This window comes from Mycobacterium sp. H4Y, from assembly GCF_000364405.1.
GTDB lineage: Bacteria > Actinomycetota > Actinomycetes > Mycobacteriales > Mycobacteriaceae > Mycobacterium > Mycobacterium intracellulare.
Map to the genome: position 1 here is coordinate 560,849 of NZ_AKIG01000002.1, position 20,711 is coordinate 581,559.

The window sequence follows — 20,711 nt, forward strand, 5'->3', positions numbered from 1 at the left end:
CGCCGGGCTGTCTCGTCTGAGGGGTATGACACAGAAAACCCGCATCGAGCCCCTGCCCCCCAAGCGCGCCGGATTGCTGATCCGGGCCATGTATCGGATAGCCAAGCGTCGCTACGGCCAAGTTCCCGAGCCGTTCGCCGTGGCCGCGCATCATCGCAAGCTGATGACCGCGAGCGCCATGCACGAGGCGATGGTCGAGCGGGCGTCGAAAACCCTGCCGGCCAGCGTGCGTGAGCTGGCGGTGTTGTGGACCGCGCGCCAGATCGGCTGCTCGTGGTGCGTCGACTTCGGATCGATGCTGCAGCGTCTGGACGGCCTGGACGTGGAGCGGCTCAAGGAGATCGACAACTACGCCACCTCGCCGGCCTATACCGACGACGAGCGCGCCGCCATCGCCTATGCCGACGCGATGACCACCGATCCGCACACCGTCACCGACGAGCAGGTCGACGACCTGCGGGCCCGCTTCGGCGATGCCGGGGTGTTCGAGCTGACCTATCAAATTGGGTTGGAGAACATGCGCGCGCGGGTGAACACCGCGCTAGGCATCACCGAGCAGGGCTTCAATTCGGGTGACGCGTGCCGGATTCCCTGGGCTAGCGACGATCGCAAGCGCGGCGTAGCCGGGCGCAGCGGGTCGTCGCCAATTGGCTAGCGAACCAGGGCGTGGGCTGATCAGCCCTCCTGGGCGGGCTCGATCTCGATATAGGTGGTCGGAATACTGAGCGCCGCGCTGCCCTTGTCCAGAGTGCGCTCGAACAACTTCATCGGCAGGCTCCAGTTCGCCGCAATCACCTTGTACGCGTGGGCGTGTTCGGACTCGGGCAAGATCCTGGCCTTTCCGGCGACCGCTTGCCCTTTTGGCTTGCCCCGAAGACTGCTGGGCACCACAACGACACGCGGATTGTTGTTGATCCGCTTCACCTTTCCGGTGGACGCATCCGTTCGCACGTAGATCTTTCCGTCTGCGACACCGTGGTTTATCGGGCTCGGCATCGCCTCGCCGGAACGCTTGAACGTCACCAACAAGATTTGCCGCGTTTTGTCGAAACCGGTGAAGTCCTTACCTTGCGGGGACACAGCGCCGACGTCGAAGGCGCTGCGGTGGCGCATCATGTCCATACCGCGGAACATCAATTTGCCCATCGTTTCGGTGACGCTGCCGCCCATGTGCTCTCTCTCCAATCTGCGCCTGACTCGACTGACTTACGGCTGCTCGCGCCGCAGCGGAGAGCCGGTGAACTTCTCGGGATTGGCGACATCCCATAAGGCGCAAACCTTTCCGTCACGCACCGTCATCGCCATGATCCGCGGGCACATCTCGCGGTAGCCGTCGGCAGCGGGGAAGCCGGCGGTGTAGATGCCCAGCTCGCCGTTGACCAGTCCTGCTTGATAGGACGTGTAGAAGGCGGGCCCGTAGCGGTTGGCAAGGCCGAGCATGAACCGGACCACCTTGTCCGGGCCGTGGATGACGTGAACGGCCGTGGGCGCCTTGCCATTTGAATCGCCGGTGAAGATGACGTCCGGGTGCAGCAAGGAGACCACCGCCTCCAGATCGCCGGCGGCCATGGCGGCCAACAACTTTCCCACCACCTCGTTGTGCGATGGGTCGGGTTCGGGCGGCGGCTCGGCCGCGACGGCCTTGCGGGCCCGCGAGGCCAGCTGCCGGGCGGCGGCCTCGCTGGTACCCAGCGCCTCGGCAACCTCCGCGAACGGCACGTCGAACCCGTCATGCAAGACGAACGCGACCCGCTGGTCGGGCGAGAGGCGCTCCAGCACCACCATCGCCGCGAACCGGGCGTCCTCGCCGGCCACCACCGCGGACAGCGGGTCGGCTTCGGAAGCGGGCGGGCCGAATCCGGTGACGACGGGCTCGGGCAGCCAGTTTCCGGTGTAGGTCTCGCGCCGGTGCGCCGCCGAGCGCAGCCTGTCCAGACCAAGCCGGCTCACCACCGTGGTCAACCACGCCCGCAGGTCGGTGATCTGCGTTCCCTTGTCGGGGTCCTGGCGGTGCCAGCGCAGCCAGGCGTCTTGGACGATGTCCTCGGCGTCGGCGACCGTGCCGGTCAGCCGGTAGGCGACCGACATGAGATGCGGTCGCAACGACTCGAATTCGCTGACCTGTTGCGCTGAGGTCATATCGCCGAGCCTAGCCCGGCGACGGCGAGCGCCGAAACGGCGCGAGCGAGGAGTCGGGCAAACCAACCAAGCCCGGCGACGGCGAGCGCCGAAACGGCGCGAGTGAGGAGTCGGGCAATCCAACCAAGCCCGAAGCGGGCGCTACGCTCACCACCAATGACCGACAACCTGTGGCTGCACTTCTCCCGGCACGGCCCGGGAATCACGCCGCCGATCATCACCCGCGGCGAGGGCGTCACCATCTTCGACAACCACGGCAAGAGTTACCTCGACGGCCTGTCCGGGCTGTTCACCGTGCAGGTCGGTCACGGGCGGGCCGAGCTCGCCGAGGCCGCCGCCCGGCAGGCGGGCACGCTGGCGTTCTTTCCCCTGTGGGGATACGCCACCCCGACGGCGATCGAGCTCGCCGAGCGCCTCGCCGGCTACACCCCGGGCGACCTCAACCGCGTCTTCTTCACCACCGGCGGCACCGAGGCCGTCGAGACCGCGTGGAAACTGGCCAAGCAGTACTTCAAGCTCACCGGCAAACCCAGTAAGCACAAGGTGATTTCGCGGTCGGTCGCCTACCACGGCACCACCCAGGGCGCCCTGGCGATCACCGGGCTGCCCCGCTACAAGGCGCCCTTCGAACCGGTGACGCCCGGGGGCTTCCGGGTGCCCAACACCAACTTCTACCGGGCGCCGGAACCGCTGCGCACCGACCCGAAAGCCTTCGGGCAGTGGGCCGCGGACCGCATCGCCGAGGCTATCGAGTTCGAGGGCCCCGACACCGTGGCGGCGGTGTTCCTGGAGCCGGTGCAGAACGCCGGTGGCAGCATCCCGCCTCCCCCAGGCTATTTCGAGCGCGTGCGGGAAATCTGCGACGAATACGACGTGCTGCTGGTCTCCGACGAGGTGATCTGCGCGTTCGGCCGCATCGGGTCGATGTTCGCCTGTGACGACTTCGGCTACGTGCCCGACATGATCACCTGCGCCAAGGGAATGACGTCGGGCTACTCACCGATCGGCGCCATGATCGCCAGCGAGCGCCTGTTCGAGCCGTTCAACGACGGCGCGACGATGTTCCCGCACGGCTATACCTTTGGCGGCCACCCGGTTTCGGCGGCCGTCGGGCTGGCCAACCTCGACATCTTCGAGCGCGAGGCGCTCAACGATCACGTCCGGGCCAGCGCGCCGGCCTTGCGCGCCACCCTGGAAAAGCTCTACGACCTGCCGATCGTCGGCGACGTGCGCGGCGAGGGGTTTTTCTTTGGCGTGGAACTGGTCAAGGACAAGGCGACCAAGCAGACGTTCAGCGACGACGAGCGCCGGCCGCTGCTGGCGCGGGTGGGCTCGGCACTGTTCGATGCCGGGTTGTATTGCCGCACCGACGACCGTGGCGATTCCGTCATTCAACTGGCGCCGCCGCTGATCAGCGGCCAGGCCGAGTTCGACACCATCGAGGCCATCCTGCGTGAGGTGCTGCACGAGGAGTCGGCGCGGCTCTAGCCGGATGGTGGCGACCCGCTGCGCCCGGCTTCGCCGCGCTTGCGATCGCCACTAGCCGCTAGCCCGCTTGACCGCGTCGGCGGCCAGCATCACCTCGCGGGCGTGCGGGGCGCTCGGGTTGCGCCCGAACCGCGAGACGGCGTTGCACAACCATGCCAGCGCCGACCGCAGCTCCGGCTCGGTGGCGGCGTCACGGTGCAGCGTGAGTTCCGCCAGCACCTGATCGAGCCCGGAACGCCGCACCTGGGTCGCCTTCTCGACCTGTTTGAGCAGATCCTTCAGCGCGCGCGGGGTGACACCGGCCGCGCCGTCGCGCCGGCGCCGCAGCCTGGCCCACAATCGGTCGTCGGGAATGGCGAATCCTCTGAAGTCGGTGCGGGCGGGCGCTTTCCCGCGGACCGCGCGCCCAGCGTATCCCGGGGCCGCCGCCCCGGCTGAGTAACTTCCGTCTCATCCGTCACAGCGCGGCTCCTCGGATTCGGGCCCCCGATCGCTTAAGGTGCACAGACGATGAGCTTCCTACGTTCGATGTCGTGCCTGGTCGCAGCGGGTTTCGTGGCCTGGGCTCCCGCCACGATTGCCTTGCCGCTCGCGCTGCCACCCGCCAAGGCCGAACCCGGCGCCGAACCCAACGCCGCGCCCGCGAGCTGCCCGTACAAGGTGAACACCCCGCCGGCGGTGGACTCGTCGGAGGTCCCCACGGCCGGCGATCCCCCGATCCCGCTGGCGGTGCCCGCCAAGCCGGTCGGGGGTGACGCCCTGGCCAGTTGCGGCATTGTCGCCGCACCCAATACGCCGCCGCTCCCGGGCGACGTGTCCGCCGAGGCCTGGCTGGTGGCCGACCTGGACAGCGGCGCGGTCATCGCCGCCAAAGACCCGCACGGCCGGCACCGCCCGGCCAGCATCATCAAGGTGCTGGTGGCGATGGCCGCCATCAACACGCTCAACCTGAACAAGTCGGTCGCCGGAACCACCGATGACGCGGCCGCCGAGGGCACCAAAGTCGGCGTCCAGGAAGGCGGCGTGTTCACCGTCAACCAGCTGCTGCACGGGCTGCTGATGCACTCCGGCAACGACGCCGCCCACGCGCTGGCCATGCAGCTCGGCGGCATGCAGCAAGCGCTGGAGAAGATCAACGTGCTGGCCGCCAAGCTCGGCGGCCAGGACACCCGGGTGGCGACGCCGTCGGGGCTGGACGCGCCCGGCATGAGCACCTCGGCCTACGACATCGGGCTGTTCTATCGCTACGCGTGGCAGAACCCCACGTTCGCCAACATCGTCGCGACCCGGACCTTCGACTTCCCCGGCCACGGCGACCACCCCGGCTACGAGCTGGAGAACGACAACCAGCTGCTCTACAAGTATCCCGGGGCCCTGGGCGGCAAGACCGGCTACACCGACGACGCGGGCCAGACGTTCGTGGGCGCGGCCAACCACGACGGGCGGCGGTTGGTGGCGGTGCTGCTGCACGGGACGCGGCAACCGATCGCGCCGTGGGAACAGGCCGCCCACCTGCTGGACTACGGGTTCGCCACCCCGCAGGGCACGCAGGTCGGCTCGCTGGTCGCTCCCGACCCGTCGCTGGCGCCCGCCAAGAGCGACACCGCCGCCGACCGGCTCGCCAATAACGCTGCGGCCGGCGCGATCATCGGCTCGGCGGACGCCCTGCCGGTCCGGGTGGGCGTCGCTGTCATCGGCGCCATCATCGTGTTTAGCTTGATCATGGCCGCACGCTCGATGAACCGCCGACCCCAACACCGCTGAGCGCGGGTGGGCACCGGATCGCGGCGCGGCCTGCTGGTCGGGCTGACCGCCGCCAGCGTGGGCGTCATCTATGGCTATGACCTGTCCATCATCGCCGGTGCGCAGTTGTTCGTCACCGAGGATTTCGGGCTGTCCACCCGGCAACAGGAACTGCTGACGACGATGGTGGTGATCGGCCAGATCATCGGGGCGCTCGGCGCCGGTGTGCTGGCCAACGTGATCGGCCGCAAACGCTCGGTCGTGCTGATCCTGTTCGCCTACGCGGCTTTCGCGCTGCTGGCCGCGTTCTCGGTGTCGCTGCCGATGCTGCTGGGGGCGCGCCTGCTCGTCGGGCTGACCATTGGCGTGACGGTGGTGGTCGTCCCGGTGTACGTGGCCGAATCGGCGCCGACGGCGGTGCGCGGCTCGCTGCTGACGGCTTACCAGCTGGCGATCGTCAGCGGGCTCATCGTCGGATACGTGACCGGCTACCTGCTGGCCGGCACGCACAGCTGGCGGTGGATGCTGGGGTTGGCGTGCGTGCCCGCATTGCTGTTGGCGCCGTTGGTGATTCGGATGCCCGATACGGCCCGGTGGTACGTGCTCAAAGGCCGGGTCGACGACGCCCGGCGGGCGCTGCTGCGGGTGGAGCCCGACGCGCGGGTGGACGACGAGCTCGCCGATATCGGCCGGGCGGTCAGCGAAGGTGGCGGCCGGCTCTCCGAGATACTGCCGGAAATGGTTCGCAGGCCCTATCTTCGGGCGACTGTCTTCGTCGTCGTTCTCGGCTTCCTGATCCAGATCACCGGCATCAACGCGATCATCTACTACAGCCCCCGAATCTTCGAGGCCATGGGCTTCACCGGCAATTTCGCGTTGCTGGGTCTGCCGGCGCTGGTCCAGGTGGCCGGATTGGCCGCCGTCGGCACGGCGCTGCTGCTGGTCGACCGGGTGGGCCGGCGGCCAATCCTGTTGTGCGGCACCGCGATGATGATCGGCGCCGACGTCGTGCTGACGGCCGTGTTCGGCCGTGGGATCGGCGGCGCGGTCGCCGGGTTCGCCGGCGTGTTGCTGTTCATCTTCGGCTACACCATGGGTTTCGGCTCCCTGGGCTGGGTGTACGCCAGCGAAAGCTTCCCGTCCCGGCTGCGCTCGATCGGGTCGAGCACCATGCTCACCTCCAACCTGGTGGCCAACGCCATCATCGCCGCCGTCTTCCTGACCATGCTGCATTCCTTGGGCGGCGCAGGGACTTTCGCGGCGTTCGCCGCGCTCGCGTTGATCGCGTTCGTCTTCGTCTATCGGTATGCGCCGGAGACCAAGGGGCGCCAGCTCGAGGACATCCGCCACTTCTGGGAGAATGGCGGCCGGTGGGACTGATCGCCGCGGGAACCATGGTCGTGGACGGGCGGCTCTGCCGACCGGGCTGGCTCGAGACCGCTGGCGGGCGGATCGCGGCCGCCGCGCCCGGGCCGCCGCCGCGCCCGCCCGACCGCGACTACCCCGATTGCACTGTGGTGCCGGGATTTATCGACATGCACGTGCACGGCGGCGGGGGCGCTTCCTACACCGACGCCGACGCCATCGGCGACGCCGCCGCCTTCCACCTGCGTCACGGCACCACCACGACGCTGGCCAGCCTGGTGACCGCCGCTCCCCAGGAACTACTCGGCGGGGTGCGCGCGCTCACCGACGCCACCCGGCGGGGCACGATCGCGGGCATTCATCTCGAAGGCCCCTGGCTGAACCGGGCACAGTGCGGGGCCCATGACCGCACCCAGATGCGCGACCCGGACCCCGACGAGATCGAAGGGCTGCTGACCGCCGGCGGCGACGCGATCAAGATGGTCACCCTGGCGCCGGAGCTGCCCGGCACCGACGCCGCCATCAGCCGCTTCGTCGACGCGGGAGTCGTTGTGGCGTTGGGACATACCGACGCGAGCTACGAGCAGACCCGCCGCGCCATCGAGTTGGGCGCCACGGTGGGTACGCATCTGTTCAACGCGATGCCGCCGCTGCACCACCGCGAGCCCGGCCCGGCGCTCGCGCTGCTGCGGGACCCACGGGTGACGGTCGAGCTCATCGTCGACGGCGTGCACCTGCACCCAGACGTGGCGCGCGCGGTGATCGAGGCGGCCGGCGCGGACCGCGTCGCCGTGATCACCGACGCGATCGCCGCGGCGGGCCGCGCCGACGGCGCGTATCGGCTCGGCGCGGTGCGCATCGACGTGGTCTCCGGCGTGGCGCGGGTGCAGGGGACGTCAACGATCGCGGGCAGCACGGCCACCATGGATCGGCTCTTTCGCGCCGTGGCCGGGTTCGGCGCGGACCGCGACGCCGGGCTGGCCGCGGCGGTTCAGGTGACATCGGCGACCCCGGCGCGCGCGCTGGGGCTCGAACGGGTCGGCAGCCTGCGGCCCGGGTACGACGCCAATCTTGTGGTGCTCGACCGTGATTTGCGGGTGAGCGACGTCATGGCGCGCGGCGACTGGCTCTGAGCGTTAACATCGGAGACGTCAGCACCTGACACCGGACGAGGGGCCCCGTACCCGGCCAGCGACAAGACGGGCGCCGTGGAGGTGCGCAATGGCATGGCTCGTCTTGATCGCGTCGGGCGTCCTGGAGGCGGTGTGGGCGACCGCCCTGAACAAGTCCGACGGCTTCTCCCGGCTCGGCCCTTCGCTGGTCTTCGTTGTCGCGCTGGCGCTTTCGATGGCCGGGCTGGCAACCGCGATGCGCACGTTGCCGGTCGGAACCAGTTACGCGGTCTGGGTCGGCGTCGGGGCCGTGCTGACGGTGGGCTACGCGGCGCTGATCGGCGAGGAACCGGCGTCGTTGACCAAGCTGTTGCTGATCGGCGGGATCGTGGCCTGCATCGCGGGCTTGAAGCTGGTCAGCTAGCGGCCACGGCGGGCCAACCCGGCGATCCGCGAAAGCGCCAGCGCCCCAACGGCTCCCAGCCCCATCGCGGTGAGCGTCTGGCGGGTGCTCAGACCTTCATCCATGTGCACCCGCGGCGCGATGATCGCCGGGGCCGGGGGCTCCACAGGGCGGTCGCGCGGGTCGGTGGATGCCGTCGCCCCCCACGCGGTGCAGAACAACACGAGATAGGCGGTGATGTAGGCGAACACCATCAATCCCAGCACCGGGCCGAACGCCGCGCCCGCGGGGCTGCGCAACACCGTCTTCAAATAGATCGACCCCACCTGCTTGAACACTTCGAAGCCGACGGCCGCGATCAGCCCGGCCCGCATCGAATCGACGAAGCTGACCTTCTCCCGGGGCAGGCGCGCGATCATCCACGTGAACAGCAGCCACGACACCAGGGTCGCGATCAGGATCGAGAAAAGCCAGAACAGCCAGTCGAACACCGCGAATTGCGGTACGCCAAGCCATTTCAGCAACGCGGCCATGGGCGCGGCGTGGCCGACGGTGGTCAGCGCGACGGTGGCCACGATCACCGCGAACGTCCCCACCATCGCCAGCAGATCGGAGAACTTGCTCCGCACGAAGCCCGGCGACTCGAGGTGGGAGTCCCACCACATCTCGGTCAGCGCCTGCCGCAGGTGCGATATCCAGCCCAGGCCCGCCCATACCGCGGTGACCAGACCGATGACACCCACCGAAGTCCGGGCGTCGATGGCCGAGTTCATCAACTCCTGCAGCTGATTACCCAGCGTGCCCGACACCTGCGAGCGAATGTGGTCGTCGATCGTGCTCAGCAGGTGCGGCCGCCGGGCCAGCACGAAGCCGAATACCGCGAAACCGACCATGAGCAACGGGAACAACGCGAAAATCGTGTAATAGGTGAGGCCGGCGGCAAAGAAGCCGCCGTTGCGCTCGTCGAAACGCTGGTAGGCCCGGATGACATGGTCGAGCCACCCGTGCCGGGACCGCAGCCGATCAAGAAATCCCTCCTCGGCCGGCTCGCTCATGGTGAAACGTCTTACCTCCGTTGCGGAAGGAACCCAAGCCGATCGTAAACCCGCTGGACCGTTTTCCCGGCGACATCCTGGGCCCGTTCGGCGCCGGCCGCCAAAATGGCCTCCAATTCGGCCAAGTCGGCCGTCAGTTCGTCGACGCGGGCCTTGATCGGGGCGACGAACTCGACCACCGCCTCGGCGGTGTCCTTCTTCAGATCGCCGTAACCCTTTCCGGCATAGCCCTCGACAAGCTTGTCGACGCCGACGCCGCTGACCGCCGACTGGATGGTCAGCAGGTTGGACACGCCGGGCTTGGCGTCGGTGTCGAAGCGGATCTCGCGCTCGCTGTCGGTCACCGCCGACCGAATCTTCTTGGCCGACAACGCCGGATCGTCGAGCAGGTTGATCAGCCCGGCGTCGGTGGCCGCGGATTTGCTCATCTTCGACGTGGGGTCCTGTAGGTCGTAGATCTTCGCGGTCGCCTTGGGGATGAGCACGTCGGGCACCACGAACGTGTCCGGGAATCGGGCGTTGAACCGCTGCGCCACGTCGCGGGCCAGCTCGAGGTGCTGGCGCTGGTCTTCGCCCACCGGCACCAGGTCGGTGTCGTAGGCCAGCACGTCGGCGGCCTGCAGCACCGGGTAGGTGAACAAACCCACGGTGGTGGAGTCGGCGCCCTGGCGCAGCGACTTGTCCTTGAACTGCGTCATCCGCGACGCCTGCCCGAAGCCGGTGAAGCAGCCCAGCACCCATGCCAACTGGGGGTGGGCGGGCACGTGGCTCTGCACGAAGACGGTGCTGCGCGCCGGATCGATGCCCAGGGCCAGGTATTGGGCGGCGGTGACCAGGGTCCGCCGCCGCAGCGCCTCGGGATCCTGGGCGACTGTGATGGCATGCAGGTCGACCACGCAGAAGAACGCGTCATGGTCGTCCTGCAGTTCGACCCAGTGGGTGACGGCGCCCAGCGCGTTACCCAGGTGAAGCGAATCGGACGTGGGCTGCACGCCGGAGAAGATGCGGCTGGATCCGGTAGCGGTGCTCATGATGCACCGATCTTTTCACGCGCGGCCGCCCCGCCCGGTGTGCGGCCAGCCTCACCCTCGATGCCGAATGTGCTGCGCGCCGGACACCCGCGATGGGCCCGCCTTGCGATACCGGCGGTACCGCCTTTAATGTCGGGTTATGCACAACCTCGTCTGCTCGGCTCCTCGCTCGTGAGCCCCGCTCACTCGGCATCGCCCTCGGCCCGTCCCCCGATCCATCTCGGTTCCGGCGAGCCGGTCGTGCTGCTCCACGGGTTTTTGATGTCGCAGACGGTGTGGGAGCCGGTGGCGCCGCGGCTGGCCGACAGCGACCGTTTCAAGGGCCGCTACGAGGTCTTCGCCCCAACCATGGCCGGGCACAACGGCGGCCCCTACGCGGGCACCTGGCTGCTGAGCTCGTCGGTGCTGGCCGACCACGTCGAACGTCAGCTCGACCAACTCGGCTGGGAGAGCGCGCACCTGGTGGGCAACTCGCTGGGCGGCTGGGTGGCCTTCGAGCTCGAGCGGCGCGGGCGGGCGCGCAGCGTCACCGGCGTCGGCGCCGCGGGCGGGTGGACGCGCTGGAGCCCGGTCAAATTCGAGGTGATCAGCAAGTTCATCGCCGGGATGCCGATCCTGGGACTGGCCCGGCTGCTGGGCCCGCGCGCGCTGCGGCTGCCGCTGAGCCGCCGGCTGGCGACCCTGCCACTGAGCGCCACCCCGGAAGGGGTCAGCGACGAGCAACTGCGCGGTGTGGTCGACGACGCCGCGCACTGCCCGGCCTACTTCCAGCTGCTGATCAAGTCGCTGCTGCAGCCGGGCTTGCTGGAGCTGGCGCAGACCGCCGTGCCCGTGCAGCTGGTGCTGTGCGAGAAGGACCGGGTGGTGCCGCCCAGCAGGTTCAGCCGGCATTTCACCGACTTTTTGCCCGAGGGAACGAAGATCACCAAGCTCGACGGCGTCGGGCACGTGCCGATGTTCGAGGCGCCCGAACGCGTCACCGCGGCCATCGCCGACTTCATCGACGAATGCACCGCGGGGCCGGACCGGCTTTCCGACCGGCACCGGCCGCCGGCTAGCTAGCCAGTTCCTTTTCCAGGTTCTCCGCGATCGAGTCGAGGAATTCCTCGCTCTGCTGCCACTCCTGCTCAGGCCCGATCAGGATGGCGAGGTCCTTGGTCATCTTCCCGCTCTCGACGGTGGAGACGACGACGTTTTCCAGCGTCTGCGCGAACTCGACCACCTCGGGGGTGTCGTCCAGCTTGCCGCGGTGCGCCAGTCCCCGCGTCCAGGCGAAGATCGAGGCGATCGGGTTGGTCGAGGTGGGCTTGCCGGCCTGGTACTGGCGGAAGTGCCGGGTGACGGTGCCGTGCGCGGCCTCGGCTTCGACCGTCTTGCCGTCGGCCGTCATCAGCACCGAGGTCATCAGCCCCAGCGAGCCGTAGCCCTGGGCGATGGCGTCCGATTGCACGTCGCCGTCGTAGTTCTTGCACGCCCACACGTAGCCGCCCTCCCACTTGAGGCAGGCGGCGACCATGTCGTCGATCAGCCGGTGCTCGTAGGTCAGGCCCTCGGACTCGAACTGCTCCTTGAATTCCTCGTCGTAGATGCGCTGGAACTCGTCTTTGAACATGCCGTCGTAGGCCTTGAGGATGGTGTTCTTGGTGGACAGGTACACCGGCCACTTGGCGTTCAGGCCGTACTTGAACGACGCGCGCGCGAAGTCGCGCACGGAGTCCTTGAAGTTGTACATCCCCATCACCACGCCGCCGTCGTCGGGCAGGGACACCATCTCGTGGACCATCGGCTCGCTGCCGTCGGCCGGGGTGAACGTGATGGCGACGGTGCCGGGCTTGTCGACCTTGAAGTTGGTCGCCCGGTACTGGTCGCCGAACGCGTGGCGGCCGATGACGATCGGTTTGGTCCAGCCCGGAACCAGGCGTGGCACGTTGGAGATGACGATCGGTTCGCGGAAGATGGTGCCGCCCAAGATGTTCCGGATCGTCCCGTTCGGCGACAGCCACATCTTCTTGAGGTTGAACTCGGAGACGCGGGCCTCGTCGGGGGTGATCGTCGCGCACTTGACCCCCACGCCGTGCTTCTTGATGGCGTAGGCCGCGTCGATCGTCACCTGGTCGTCGGTGCGATCGCGGTGCTCGATGCCCAGGTCGTAGTAGTCCAGATCGATGTCGAGGTGCGGAAGGATCAGCTGGTCCTTGATCAGCTTCCAGATGACGCGGGTCATCTCGTCGCCGTCGAGCTCGACCACGCGGCCCTTGACCTTGATCTTGGCTTCTTTGGAACCCGGGCTCGACATCGGTGCCTCCCTGCGGCGTCAGCCGTGCGCGGCGGCCAGCACTTCGTTGAACGTCTTGCTCGGCCGCATCACCGCCGTCGTCTTCTCGCTGTCCGGGTAGTAGTACCCGCCGATGTCGACCGACTCACCCTGCACCTCGGCGAGTTCGGCCACGATGGTCTCCTCGTTCTCGCCCAACGACTCGGCCAGCGCGGCGAAGCGCTCGCGCAACTCCTCGTCGTCGTGCTGCGCGGCGAGTTCCTGAGCCCAGTACAGCGCCAGATAGAACTGGCTGCCGCGGTTGTCGAGCTCACCCGTCTTGCGCGACGGACTCTTGTTGTTGTCCAACAACTTTCCGATCGCGGCATCCAGCGTCTTGCCCAGCAGCTTGGCGCGCTCGTTGTCGGTCTTGATGCCGATATCCTCGAAACAGGCTCCCAGAGCCAGGAATTCACCGAGGGAGTCCCAGCGCAGGTGGTTCTCCTCGACGAGCTGGTGGACGTGCTTGGGCGCCGAGCCGCCCGCGCCGGTTTCGTACATTCCGCCGCCGGCCATCAACGGCACGATGGACAGCATCTTGGCGCTGGTGCCCAGCTCCAGGATCGGGAACAGGTCGGTGAGGTAGTCGCGCAGGATGTTTCCGGTGGCGGCGATGGTGTCCTGGCCACGCATCGCGCGCTCCAGCGTGTACCTCATGGCCCACACCTGCGGCATGATGTTGATGTCCAGGCCCTCGGTGTCGTGTTCCTTGAGGTACTCCTTGACCTTCTTCCGCAGCTCGACCTCGTGCGGGCGTTCGGTGTCGAGCCAGAACACCACCGTCATGCCCGAGTTGCGCGCCCGGGTGACGGCCAACTTGACCCAGTCCCGTATCGCTTCGTCCCGCACGATGGGCATGCGCCAGATGTCGCCGGCCTCCACGTTCTGGGTCAGCAGCACCTCCCCGGTGTCGAGGTCGACGATGTTGGCGACGCCGCCCTCGGGGATCTCGAAGGTCTTGTCGTGTGAGCCGTACTCCTCGGCCTGCTGCGCCATCAGTCCGACGTTGGGGACCGTGCCCATCGTCGTCGGATCGAACTGCCCGTGGGTCTTGCAGAAGTTGATGATCTCTTGGTAGATGCGGGAAAAGGTGGACTCGGGGTTGACGGCCTTGGTGTCCTTCTGCCGACCGTCGGCGCCCCACATCTTGCCGCCCGCGCGGATCATCGCCGGCATCGACGCGTCGACGATCACGTCGCTGGGCGAATGAAAGTTGGTGATGCCCTTGGCCGAATCGACCATCGCGAGCTCGGGCCGATGCTCGTGGCACGCGTGCAGATCGCGGATGATCTCCTCGTGCAGCGACGCCGGCAGCGACTCGATCTTGCTGTACAGATCGACCAATCCGTTGTTGACGTCGACGCCGAGTTCGTCGAAGAGTTCCTGGTGCTTGGCGAAGGCCTCCTTGTAGAAGATCTTCACGGCGTGCCCGAAGACGATGGGGTGGGAGACCTTCATCATCGTCGCCTTGACGTGCAACGAGAACATCACGCCGGTCTCGTAGGCGTCCTGCATCTGCTCCTCGTAGAACTCGACGAGGGCGTTCTTGCTCATGAACATGGAATCGATGACGTCGGCGTTGCGCAGCGACACCATCGGCTTGAGCACGATCGTCTTGCCGCTTTCGGTTTCCAGCTCCATCTTCACGTTGCGCGCGCGGTCCAGCGTCATCGACTTCTCGCCGTGGTAGAAGTCGCCGCCCTTCATGGTCGCGACGTGGGTGCGCGACGCCGGCGACCATGCCGCCATGCTGTGCGGGTGCTTGCGGGCGTATTCCTTGACGGCCTTGGGCGCGCGTCGGTCCGAGTTACCTTGCCGCAGTACGGGGTTCACCGCGCTGCCCAGGCACTTGGCGTAGCGGTCGCGAATTTCCTTGTCCTCGTCAGTCTTCGGACTCTGCGGAAAGTCCGGAATCTTGAATCCCTTGCCCTGCAGCTCCTTGACGGCGGCGATCAGCTGGGGCACCGAGGCGCTGATGTTGGGCAACTTGATGATGTTCGTGTCGGCCAGCTTCGTCAGCCGGCCCAACTCCGCGAGGTTGTCCGGGACCCGCTGCTCTTCGGTCAGGTGTTCGGGGAACTCGGCGAGGATCCGGGCGGCCACGGAGATGTCGCTGGTCTTGACCTCGATGCCCGCGGGTTCGGCGAAGGCACGCACGATCGGCAGGAACGCGTAGGTCGCCAGCAGCGGCGCCTCGTCGGTCAGCGTGTAGATGACGGTCGGCTTTTCGGCGCTCACGGTCCCTCTCCCGGCGGCAATGATGGGTTCGTATTTTGGGGGCTCAGCAATCTAACTGCCACGTTATCAAGGGTGTTTGGACAGGTGTCGACCTGCGTCTGCACCGCGACAGTTGGCAGCGGGTCGGCACAGTAAGATAGTCTTCGTATTGGTCATGAGCGCCAGCGACAAGCCCCGGCTTGCTGGCCGGCAACCCTCCAACCGCGGTGGGGTGCCCCGGGTGATGACCAGGTCTAGTAGCCACAGGCTGCGCGGCAAGCGCGGGTCCGCCATAACGGACCCCTGACTAGAGGGGACACGTGATGTGCTTCTGTCCAGCTCCTTGCGATCGTCGGCTCGCCTTGGTGGAGCCGCTGATGTGCGCGACCGTCCGCCGCTGCTAGCCGGCCGGCTGTAAGGCCCCGCTGAAGACCCGAGCCCATATTTCAGGAGAAAGCCAACCCACGTGAGTTCCGACAGTTCTTCTTCCAACGGCACTACCAGCGAGAACACCGATCCGACCGCGCATTGGTCGTTCGAGACCAAGCAGGTGCACGCCGGGCAGCAGCCCGACCCGGCCACCAACGCCCGCGCCCTGCCGATCTACCAGACCACCTCGTACGTCTTCGACGACACCACGCACGCCGCCGCCCTGTTCGGGCTGGAGGTGCCGGGCAACATCTACACCCGGATCGGCAACCCGACCACCGACGTCGTCGAGCAGCGCGTCGCCGCGCTCGAGGGCGGCGTGGCGGCGCTGTTCCTGAGCTCGGGCCAGGCGGCGGCCACGTTCGCCATCTTGAACATCGCGTGTGCCGGAGATCACATCGTCTCGAGCCCCAGGCTCTACGGCGGGACCTACAACCTGTTCCACTACTCGCTGGCCAAGCTCGGCATCGAGGTCAGCTTCGTGGAGGACCCCGACGATCTGGATTCGTGGCGGGCCGCGGCGCGGCCGAATACCAAGGCCTTCTTCGCCGAAACCATCTCCAACCCGCAGATCGACATCCTGGACATCCCCGGTGTCGGCGGGGTCGCCCACGACACGGGCGTCCCGCTGATCGTCGACAACACGATCGCCACGCCCTACCTGATCCAGCCGCTGCAGCACGGCGCGGACATCGTCGTGCACTCGGCCACCAAGTACCTCGGCGGCCACGGCTCGGCGATCGCGGGGGTCGTCGTCGACGGCGGCACGTTCGACTGGACGCAGGGCCGTTTCCCGGGGTTCACCACCCCCGACCCGAGCTACCACGGCGTGGTATTCGCCGAGCTCGGTCCGCCGGCCTACGCGCTCAAGGCGCGCGTGCAGCTGCTGCGCGACCTCGGTTCGGCCGCCGCGCCGTTCAACGCGTTCCTGGTCGCCCAGGGCATCGAGACGCTGAGCCTGCGCGTCGAGCGTCACGTCGCCAACGCCCAGCACGTGGCCGAGTTCTTGTCCGGCCACGACGGCGTGCTCTCGGTGAACTATGCGGGACTGCCCAGCTCGCCCTGGCACGAGCGGGCAAAGAAGCTGGCGCCCAAGGGAACCGGGGCGGTGCTTTCGTTCGAGCTGGCCGGCGGCATCGAGGCCGGCAAGGCCTTCGTGAACGCGCTGAAGTTGCACAGCCACGTCGCCAACATCGGCGACGTGCGTTCCCTGGTGATCCACCCGGCCTCCACGACGCACGCCCAGCTGTCCCCGCAGGAGCAGCTGAGCACCGGGGTCAGCCCGGGCCTGGTGCGGCTGGCGGTCGGCATCGAGGGGATCGACGATATCCTGGCCGACCTGGAGCTCGGCTTCGCCGCGGCGGCCAAATTCGGCGCGACCGCGGGAGCCTCGGGCACCGATCCGCACGCCGTGGCGGCGTTCTGAAGGAGACCGCTCCGATGACGATCCCCGACGTGCCCACCCAAACGCTGCCCGACGAAGGCGAAATCGGCTTCGTCCACATCGGCTCGCTGACCACGGAAAGCGGCGCGGTGATCGACGACGTGCACATCGCCGTGCAGCGCTGGGGCGAGTTGTCGCCCACACGCGACAACGTCGTGGTGGTGCTGCACGCGCTGACCGGTGACTCGCACGTCACCGGCCCGGCCGGACCCGGACATCCCACCGGCGGCTGGTGGGACGGCATGGTCGGGCCGGGAGCCCCGATCGACACCGACCGCTGGTGCGCGGTGGCCACCAACGTGCTCGGCGGTTGCCGCGGCTCCACCGGACCTAGCTCGCGGACCCGGGACGGAAAGCCTTGGGGCTCAAGGTTCCCGCGCATTTCCATCCGCGACCAGGTGGAGGCCGACATCGCCGCACTGGCCGCGCTGGGAATCGACGAGGTCGCCGCGGTGGTCGGTGGATCCATGGGCGGCGCAAGGGCTTTGGAGTGGATGGTCGGTCACCCGGACCGGGTCCGCGCCGGGCTGCTGCTGGCGGTGGGCGCGCGCGCCACCGCCGATCAGATCGGTACCCAGTCCACACAGATCGCGGTGATCGAGGCCGACCCGAACTGGCAGGGCGGCGACTATCACGACACCGGGCTGGCGCCGGGAACCGGGCTGGCGATCGCGCGGCGCTTCGCCCACCTGACCTACCGCGGCGAGGTGGACCTGGACACCCGGTTCGCCAATGACGCGCAGGGCGACGAGGATCCCGCCGCCGGCGGCCGCTACGCCGTGCAAAGCTACCTGGAATACCAGGGCGACAAGCTGCTCGAGCGCTTCGACGCGGGCAGCTACGTCGTACTGACCGAGGCGCTGAACACTCACGACGTCGGCCGGGGCCGCGGCGGGGTGGCCAAGGCGCTGCGCGGCTGCCCGGTGCCGGCGGTGGTGGGCGGCATCACGTCCGACCGGCTCTACCCGCTGCGTCTGCAGGAGGAGTTGGCCGAGCACCTGCCGGGCTGCACCGCTTTGCAGGTGGTCGACTCCCTCTGCGGGCACGACGGCTTCCTGGTGGAATCCGACGCGGTGGGTGAATTGATCCGCGAGACACTGGTTTTGGCCGGCGCGGACAGCAGGGAAGGCACGTCGCAACGGTGACCCGCTCGCGGCACGACCGCTCCTTGTCATTCGGCTCGGCGGCCGCGGCCTACGAGCGTGGCCGCCCGTCCTATCCCCCGGAAGCGATCGACTGGCTGTTGCCTGTCGGCGCGCGCCAGGTGCTCGACCTGGGTGCGGGCACCGGCAAGCTGACCACCCGGCTGGTGGAGCGCGGCCTGGACGTGGTGGCCGTCGACCCGATCCCGGACATGCTGGAGGTGCTGCGGACCTCGCTGCCCGAGACCCGCGCCCTGCTGGGCACGGCCGAAGAGATTCCGTTGGAAGACAACAGCGTTGACGTGGTGCTGGTGGCCCAGGCCTGGCATTGGGTGGACCCCGAGCGCGCGATACCCGAGGTGGCCCGCGTGCTACGGCCGGGCGGGCGGCTGGGCCTGGTGTGGAACACCCGCGACGAACGGCTCGGCTGGGTGCGCGAACTGGGGCGGATCATCGGCAGCGACGGCGACGGCGGCCGCACCCAAGTGCGACTGCCCGAGCCGTTCACCGACCTCGCGCAGCATCGGGTCGAGTGGACGAGTTACCTTACGCCGCAAGCATTGATCGACCTCGTCGCGTCGCGCAGCTACTGCATCACCTCGCCGACCGAGGTTCGCTCCAGAACGCTGGACGAGGTGCGCCAGTTGCTGGCCACCCATCCGGCGCTGGCGAATGCGACCGGACTGGCGCTGCCCTATGTCACCATGTGCACCCGGGCGACGCTGGCCGACTGAGCGCCCGCGTAGTGTCTCGTCGCATGGAGCAGCGACTGAGTCTGATCACCCTGGGCGTTGCCGATCTGGACCGCGCCCGCCGCTTCTATGAGTGCCTGGGCTGGCGCGGTCAAGTGGTGCAGGAGACCGTCTTCTTTCAGGCCGGCGGTCTCGCGGTGAGTCTGTGGGCGCGAGAGAAGCTTTCGGCCGATCTCGGCATCGCCGACCAAGGCGATGACGGTTTCGGCGGCATCGCCTTGGCTCACAACGTGCGGTCGCGCGCCGAGGTGGACGAGATCCTGGCCGCGGCAACAGATGCCGGAGCCACCATCACACGCGCCGCTGCCGAGACGTTCTACGGCGGGTATGCGGGTGCGTTCCGCGATCCCGATGGTCACGCGTGGGAAATCGCCCACAACCCTGGGTTCGCGCTAGCCGACGACGGCGCGATCACAGTGCCCGACTTCTCGGAAGGCTGATCCGTCGTTCAAGTACCCCGGCCCGGTTACCACCCGTCATCGTCGTCGTCACGCAGTAGTTTCTCCGGATGGTGGAAGGTGTTGGTGCGTGGCCGATTACGCTCGAGGTGGGGTGGTGGTTTCCATTCGGTGTCGCCGCGGGGGTTTTTGCGGGTGGTCCAGCCGCCGGGGTTGAGCATGCGGTGATGCGGGCCGCAGGCGAAGGTGAGGTCGTTGATGTCGGTGCTGTGGCAGGTGGCGTAGTCGGTGACGTGATGGACTTCGCAGTAGTAGCCCGACACGGTGCAGCCCGGAGCGGTGCAGCCGCGGTCCTTGGCGTACAACACGATTCGTTGTCCCGGGGAAGCCAGCCGCTTGGTGTGATACAACGCCAGGGCCTTGCCCTTATCGAAAATCGCCAGGTAATGGTGGGCGTGGCGGGCCAGGCGGATCACCTCACTCATCGGCAGGATGGTGCCGCCACCGGTCAGGGCTCGCCCGGCGGCGGCCTCCAACTCGGCCAGGGTGGTGGTGACGATGATGGAGGCCGGTAACCCGTTGTGCTGACCCAACTCCCCGGAGGCCAACAGCCCACGCAGCCCGGCCAGCAGGGCGTCGTGGCCGCGCTGAGCCTTCGAGCGGGTATCACGATCGATGGCGGCCTGGCTGGGCGTGCCGTCGACACACGGGATGTCGTCGAGCGGGTTGCACATGCCCGGGGCACCGAGTTTGGCCTCCACGGCCTCGAAGGTGGCGCGCAGCTCGGGGGTGATCAGCCCCCGCAACTCCGACATGCCGTCGGCTTGTTGGTTGCCCAGGGTCACCCCGCGGCTACGGGCCCGGTCCTCATCGGTGAAGAGGCCATCGGGGTTAAGCGCATCGGACATTCCGCGGGCCAATTCTTTGAGGTGTTCGGGGCCGAACTGGGTGCCGAACCCGGCCAGTTGGGCTTCGGCGAACTCACGGGCCGCAGCGCTCACCCAGCCGGGAAGTTGGTGGTAGAACTTGCGGATCACGGCCACCTGACCCGCGCCCAGGTCTCCGGCGCGCTGGGCCGCGGCGGTGGCGGGCAGGGCGGGTGGCAGGGGTTCACCGGTCAGTCCGTGGCGGGGTCCCAGGTCGCGGGCTTCCTTGATACGCCGAGAGGCTTCGTGGCGACTGATCAGGGTGCGTTCGGTCAGCGCGTGGGCCAGCCCGCCGCCGAGCTCCTGGGAGGGGACTTGGCGGGCCAGCGAATTGAGCAGCGGATGCTCGATGACCGGGATGCGCCGGCGCAGCCTCTCACAGCGCTCCAACACCGCCAGCTGCTGCTGCACGGTCAACACGTCGAGCACCAACGCACACGCGCGGTCCACCTCAGCATCGAGCGCGTCGAACACCGCGTCGACATCGGGCAGACCAGTGGAACTCACACCGCCAAACTATCGACACACACCGACAAAAATCGGCTCTGAGGCCGCCCTAGATTCACACTCGCGCAATTGGTTTCGAAAAATCCCATCCCGAGAACAAGGCCGATCCTCCGGCTGCTTAATAAGCCACATCGCGAACACAACGACCTCACGAAACGCTTATTGTGCGAACCTTTACCCCACCGTTTCGTAAACGTGACAGTGATAGATCAGAGTTCGTAGGCGTGATTCGAGTGCCGTCGGTGC

The 20,711-nt window shown here is 67.8% G+C and carries 18 protein-coding genes, 1 pseudogene and 2 riboswitches; of the genes and pseudogenes, 11 read left to right on the forward strand and 8 right to left on the reverse strand.

What is annotated here, in order from left to right; translation table 11 throughout:
• Positions 1-25 precede the first annotated feature (25 nt).
• Positions 26-655, forward strand: a pseudogene (locus W7U_RS16445) (carboxymuconolactone decarboxylase family protein); the annotation flags it as partial.
• A gap of 20 nt (positions 656-675) precedes the next feature.
• Here the strand turns inward: W7U_RS16445 and W7U_RS16450 are convergent.
• Both W7U_RS16450 and W7U_RS16455 read right to left on the reverse strand, forming a co-directional pair.
• On the reverse strand, positions 676-1,170 hold the full coding sequence (locus tag W7U_RS16450) for a PPOX class F420-dependent oxidoreductase (protein ID WP_008260014.1): 495 nt from the start codon (positions 1,168-1,170) through the stop codon (positions 676-678).
• 36 nt (positions 1,171-1,206) lie between these two features.
• Positions 1,207-2,139 carry a sigma-70 family RNA polymerase sigma factor gene (locus W7U_RS16455; protein WP_008260015.1) on the reverse strand — a complete coding sequence of 311 codons (933 nt, stop codon included), beginning with the start codon at positions 2,137-2,139 and terminating at the stop codon, positions 1,207-1,209.
• 156 nt (positions 2,140-2,295) lie between these two features.
• Here W7U_RS16455 and W7U_RS16460 point away from each other — a divergent pair, with 156 nt between their 5' ends.
• Positions 2,296-3,627: an aspartate aminotransferase family protein gene (locus W7U_RS16460; protein WP_008260024.1), complete on the forward strand. Its 1,332-nt coding sequence runs from the start codon at positions 2,296-2,298 to the stop codon at positions 3,625-3,627.
• Positions 3,628-3,678: 51 nt separating this feature from the next.
• Here the strand turns inward: W7U_RS16460 and W7U_RS16465 are convergent, their stop codons facing one another.
• A complete protein-coding gene (locus W7U_RS16465; RefSeq protein ID WP_008260026.1) occupies positions 3,679-3,966 on the reverse strand; it encodes a hypothetical protein in 288 nt (95 codons plus the stop codon).
• A 171-nt stretch (positions 3,967-4,137) separates the two neighbouring features.
• On the opposite strand from W7U_RS16465, the gene W7U_RS16470 reads away from it, so the two are divergent.
• The 4 genes from W7U_RS16470 to W7U_RS16485 all read left to right on the forward strand — a co-directional run bounded on the left by W7U_RS16470 (position 4,138) and on the right by W7U_RS16485 (position 8,271).
• The gene (locus W7U_RS16470; RefSeq protein WP_008260028.1) at positions 4,138-5,391 is read left to right on the forward strand and encodes a D-alanyl-D-alanine carboxypeptidase family protein; all 1,254 of its coding nucleotides are present in this window, start codon (positions 4,138-4,140) and stop codon (positions 5,389-5,391) included.
• 6 nt (positions 5,392-5,397) lie between these two features.
• Positions 5,398-6,750 carry a sugar porter family MFS transporter gene (locus W7U_RS16475; protein ID WP_008260034.1) on the forward strand — a complete coding sequence of 451 codons (1,353 nt, stop codon included), beginning with the start codon at positions 5,398-5,400 and terminating at the stop codon, positions 6,748-6,750.
• On the forward strand, positions 6,741-7,868 hold the full coding sequence (nagA, locus tag W7U_RS16480) for an N-acetylglucosamine-6-phosphate deacetylase (RefSeq protein ID WP_008260035.1): 1,128 nt from the start codon (positions 6,741-6,743) through the stop codon (positions 7,866-7,868). Before W7U_RS16475 ends, nagA begins: the two co-directional genes overlap by 10 nt.
• A gap of 12 nt (positions 7,869-7,880) precedes the next feature.
• Positions 7,881-7,943, forward strand: a riboswitch (guanidine-III (ykkC-III) riboswitch).
• 13 nt (positions 7,944-7,956) lie between these two features.
• On the forward strand, positions 7,957-8,271 hold the full coding sequence (locus W7U_RS16485) for a multidrug efflux SMR transporter (RefSeq protein ID WP_008260036.1): 315 nt from the start codon (positions 7,957-7,959) through the stop codon (positions 8,269-8,271).
• Here the strand turns inward: W7U_RS16485 and yhjD are convergent.
• Entirely contained in the window at positions 8,268-9,305 is a 1,038-nt protein-coding gene (gene yhjD / locus W7U_RS16490; protein WP_008260037.1) for an inner membrane protein YhjD, read from the reverse strand. The genes W7U_RS16485 and yhjD overlap by 4 nt on opposite strands.
• Before the next feature lie 11 nt (positions 9,306-9,316).
• Positions 9,317-10,336 carry a tryptophan--tRNA ligase gene (gene trpS / locus W7U_RS16495; protein ID WP_008260038.1) on the reverse strand — a complete coding sequence of 340 codons (1,020 nt, stop codon included), beginning with the start codon at positions 10,334-10,336 and terminating at the stop codon, positions 9,317-9,319.
• 240 nt (positions 10,337-10,576) lie between these two features.
• On the opposite strand from trpS, the gene W7U_RS16500 reads away from it, so the two are divergent.
• Positions 10,577-11,398: an alpha/beta hydrolase gene (locus W7U_RS16500; RefSeq protein ID WP_008260039.1), complete on the forward strand. Its 822-nt coding sequence runs from the start codon at positions 10,577-10,579 to the stop codon at positions 11,396-11,398.
• On the opposite strand, the gene W7U_RS16505 is transcribed toward W7U_RS16500, so the two are convergent.
• Together W7U_RS16505 and W7U_RS16510 are read right to left on the reverse strand one after the other, a co-directional pair.
• Entirely contained in the window at positions 11,391-12,632 is a 1,242-nt protein-coding gene (locus W7U_RS16505; RefSeq protein WP_008260041.1) for an NADP-dependent isocitrate dehydrogenase, read from the reverse strand. The two genes, W7U_RS16500 and W7U_RS16505, sit on opposite strands and share 8 nt — an antisense overlap.
• A gap of 18 nt (positions 12,633-12,650) precedes the next feature.
• On the reverse strand, positions 12,651-14,888 hold the full coding sequence (locus W7U_RS16510; RefSeq protein ID WP_008260043.1) for an NADP-dependent isocitrate dehydrogenase: 2,238 nt from the start codon (positions 14,886-14,888) through the stop codon (positions 12,651-12,653).
• 150 nt (positions 14,889-15,038) lie between these two features.
• Positions 15,039-15,155, forward strand: a riboswitch (SAM riboswitch).
• A gap of 178 nt (positions 15,156-15,333) precedes the next feature.
• Here W7U_RS16510 and W7U_RS16515 point away from each other — a divergent pair.
• The 4 genes from W7U_RS16515 to W7U_RS16530 are packed head-to-tail and all read left to right on the forward strand — an operon-like array spanning position 15,334 to position 19,074.
• Entirely contained in the window at positions 15,334-16,722 is a 1,389-nt protein-coding gene (locus W7U_RS16515) for a bifunctional o-acetylhomoserine/o-acetylserine sulfhydrylase (protein ID WP_008260044.1), read from the forward strand.
• Between the two features lie 14 nt (positions 16,723-16,736).
• Entirely contained in the window at positions 16,737-17,885 is a 1,149-nt protein-coding gene (locus tag W7U_RS16520; RefSeq protein ID WP_008260045.1) for a homoserine O-acetyltransferase, read from the forward strand.
• Positions 17,882-18,616, forward strand: coding sequence for a class I SAM-dependent methyltransferase (locus tag W7U_RS16525; protein WP_008260046.1), 735 nt, complete (start codon positions 17,882-17,884; stop codon positions 18,614-18,616). Before W7U_RS16520 ends, W7U_RS16525 begins: the two co-directional genes overlap by 4 nt.
• 23 nt (positions 18,617-18,639) lie before the next feature.
• Positions 18,640-19,074, forward strand: a complete 435-nt coding sequence (locus W7U_RS16530; RefSeq protein ID WP_008260047.1) for a VOC family protein — start codon at positions 18,640-18,642, stop codon at positions 19,072-19,074.
• 26 nt (positions 19,075-19,100) lie between these two features.
• On the opposite strand, the gene W7U_RS16535 is transcribed toward W7U_RS16530, so the two are convergent.
• Positions 19,101-20,465, reverse strand: a complete 1,365-nt coding sequence (locus W7U_RS16535) for an HNH endonuclease signature motif containing protein (RefSeq protein WP_008260048.1) — start codon at positions 20,463-20,465, stop codon at positions 19,101-19,103.
• Positions 20,466-20,711: the final 246 nt, after the last annotated feature.

Coding starts and splice junctions, on each gene's coding strand:
- W7U_RS16455 (WP_008260015.1), bottom strand. CDS start 2,139: ATGACCTCAGCGCAACAGGTCAGCGAATTCGAGTCGTTGCGACCGCAT.
- W7U_RS16470 (WP_008260028.1), top strand. CDS start 4,138: ATGAGCTTCCTACGTTCGATGTCGTGCCTGGTCGCAGCGGGTTTCGTG.
- trpS (WP_008260038.1), bottom strand. CDS start 10,336: ATGAGCACCGCTACCGGATCCAGCCGCATCTTCTCCGGCGTGCAGCCC.
- W7U_RS16505 (WP_008260041.1), bottom strand. CDS start 12,632: ATGTCGAGCCCGGGTTCCAAAGAAGCCAAGATCAAGGTCAAGGGCCGC.
- W7U_RS16530 (WP_008260047.1), top strand. CDS start 18,640: ATGGAGCAGCGACTGAGTCTGATCACCCTGGGCGTTGCCGATCTGGAC.
- W7U_RS16520 (WP_008260045.1), top strand. CDS start 16,737: ATGACGATCCCCGACGTGCCCACCCAAACGCTGCCCGACGAAGGCGAA.
- W7U_RS16460 (WP_008260024.1), top strand. CDS start 2,296: ATGACCGACAACCTGTGGCTGCACTTCTCCCGGCACGGCCCGGGAATC.
- W7U_RS16450 (WP_008260014.1), bottom strand. CDS start 1,170: ATGGGCGGCAGCGTCACCGAAACGATGGGCAAATTGATGTTCCGCGGT.
- W7U_RS16485 (WP_008260036.1), top strand. CDS start 7,957: ATGGCATGGCTCGTCTTGATCGCGTCGGGCGTCCTGGAGGCGGTGTGG.
- yhjD (WP_008260037.1), bottom strand. CDS start 9,305: ATGAGCGAGCCGGCCGAGGAGGGATTTCTTGATCGGCTGCGGTCCCGG.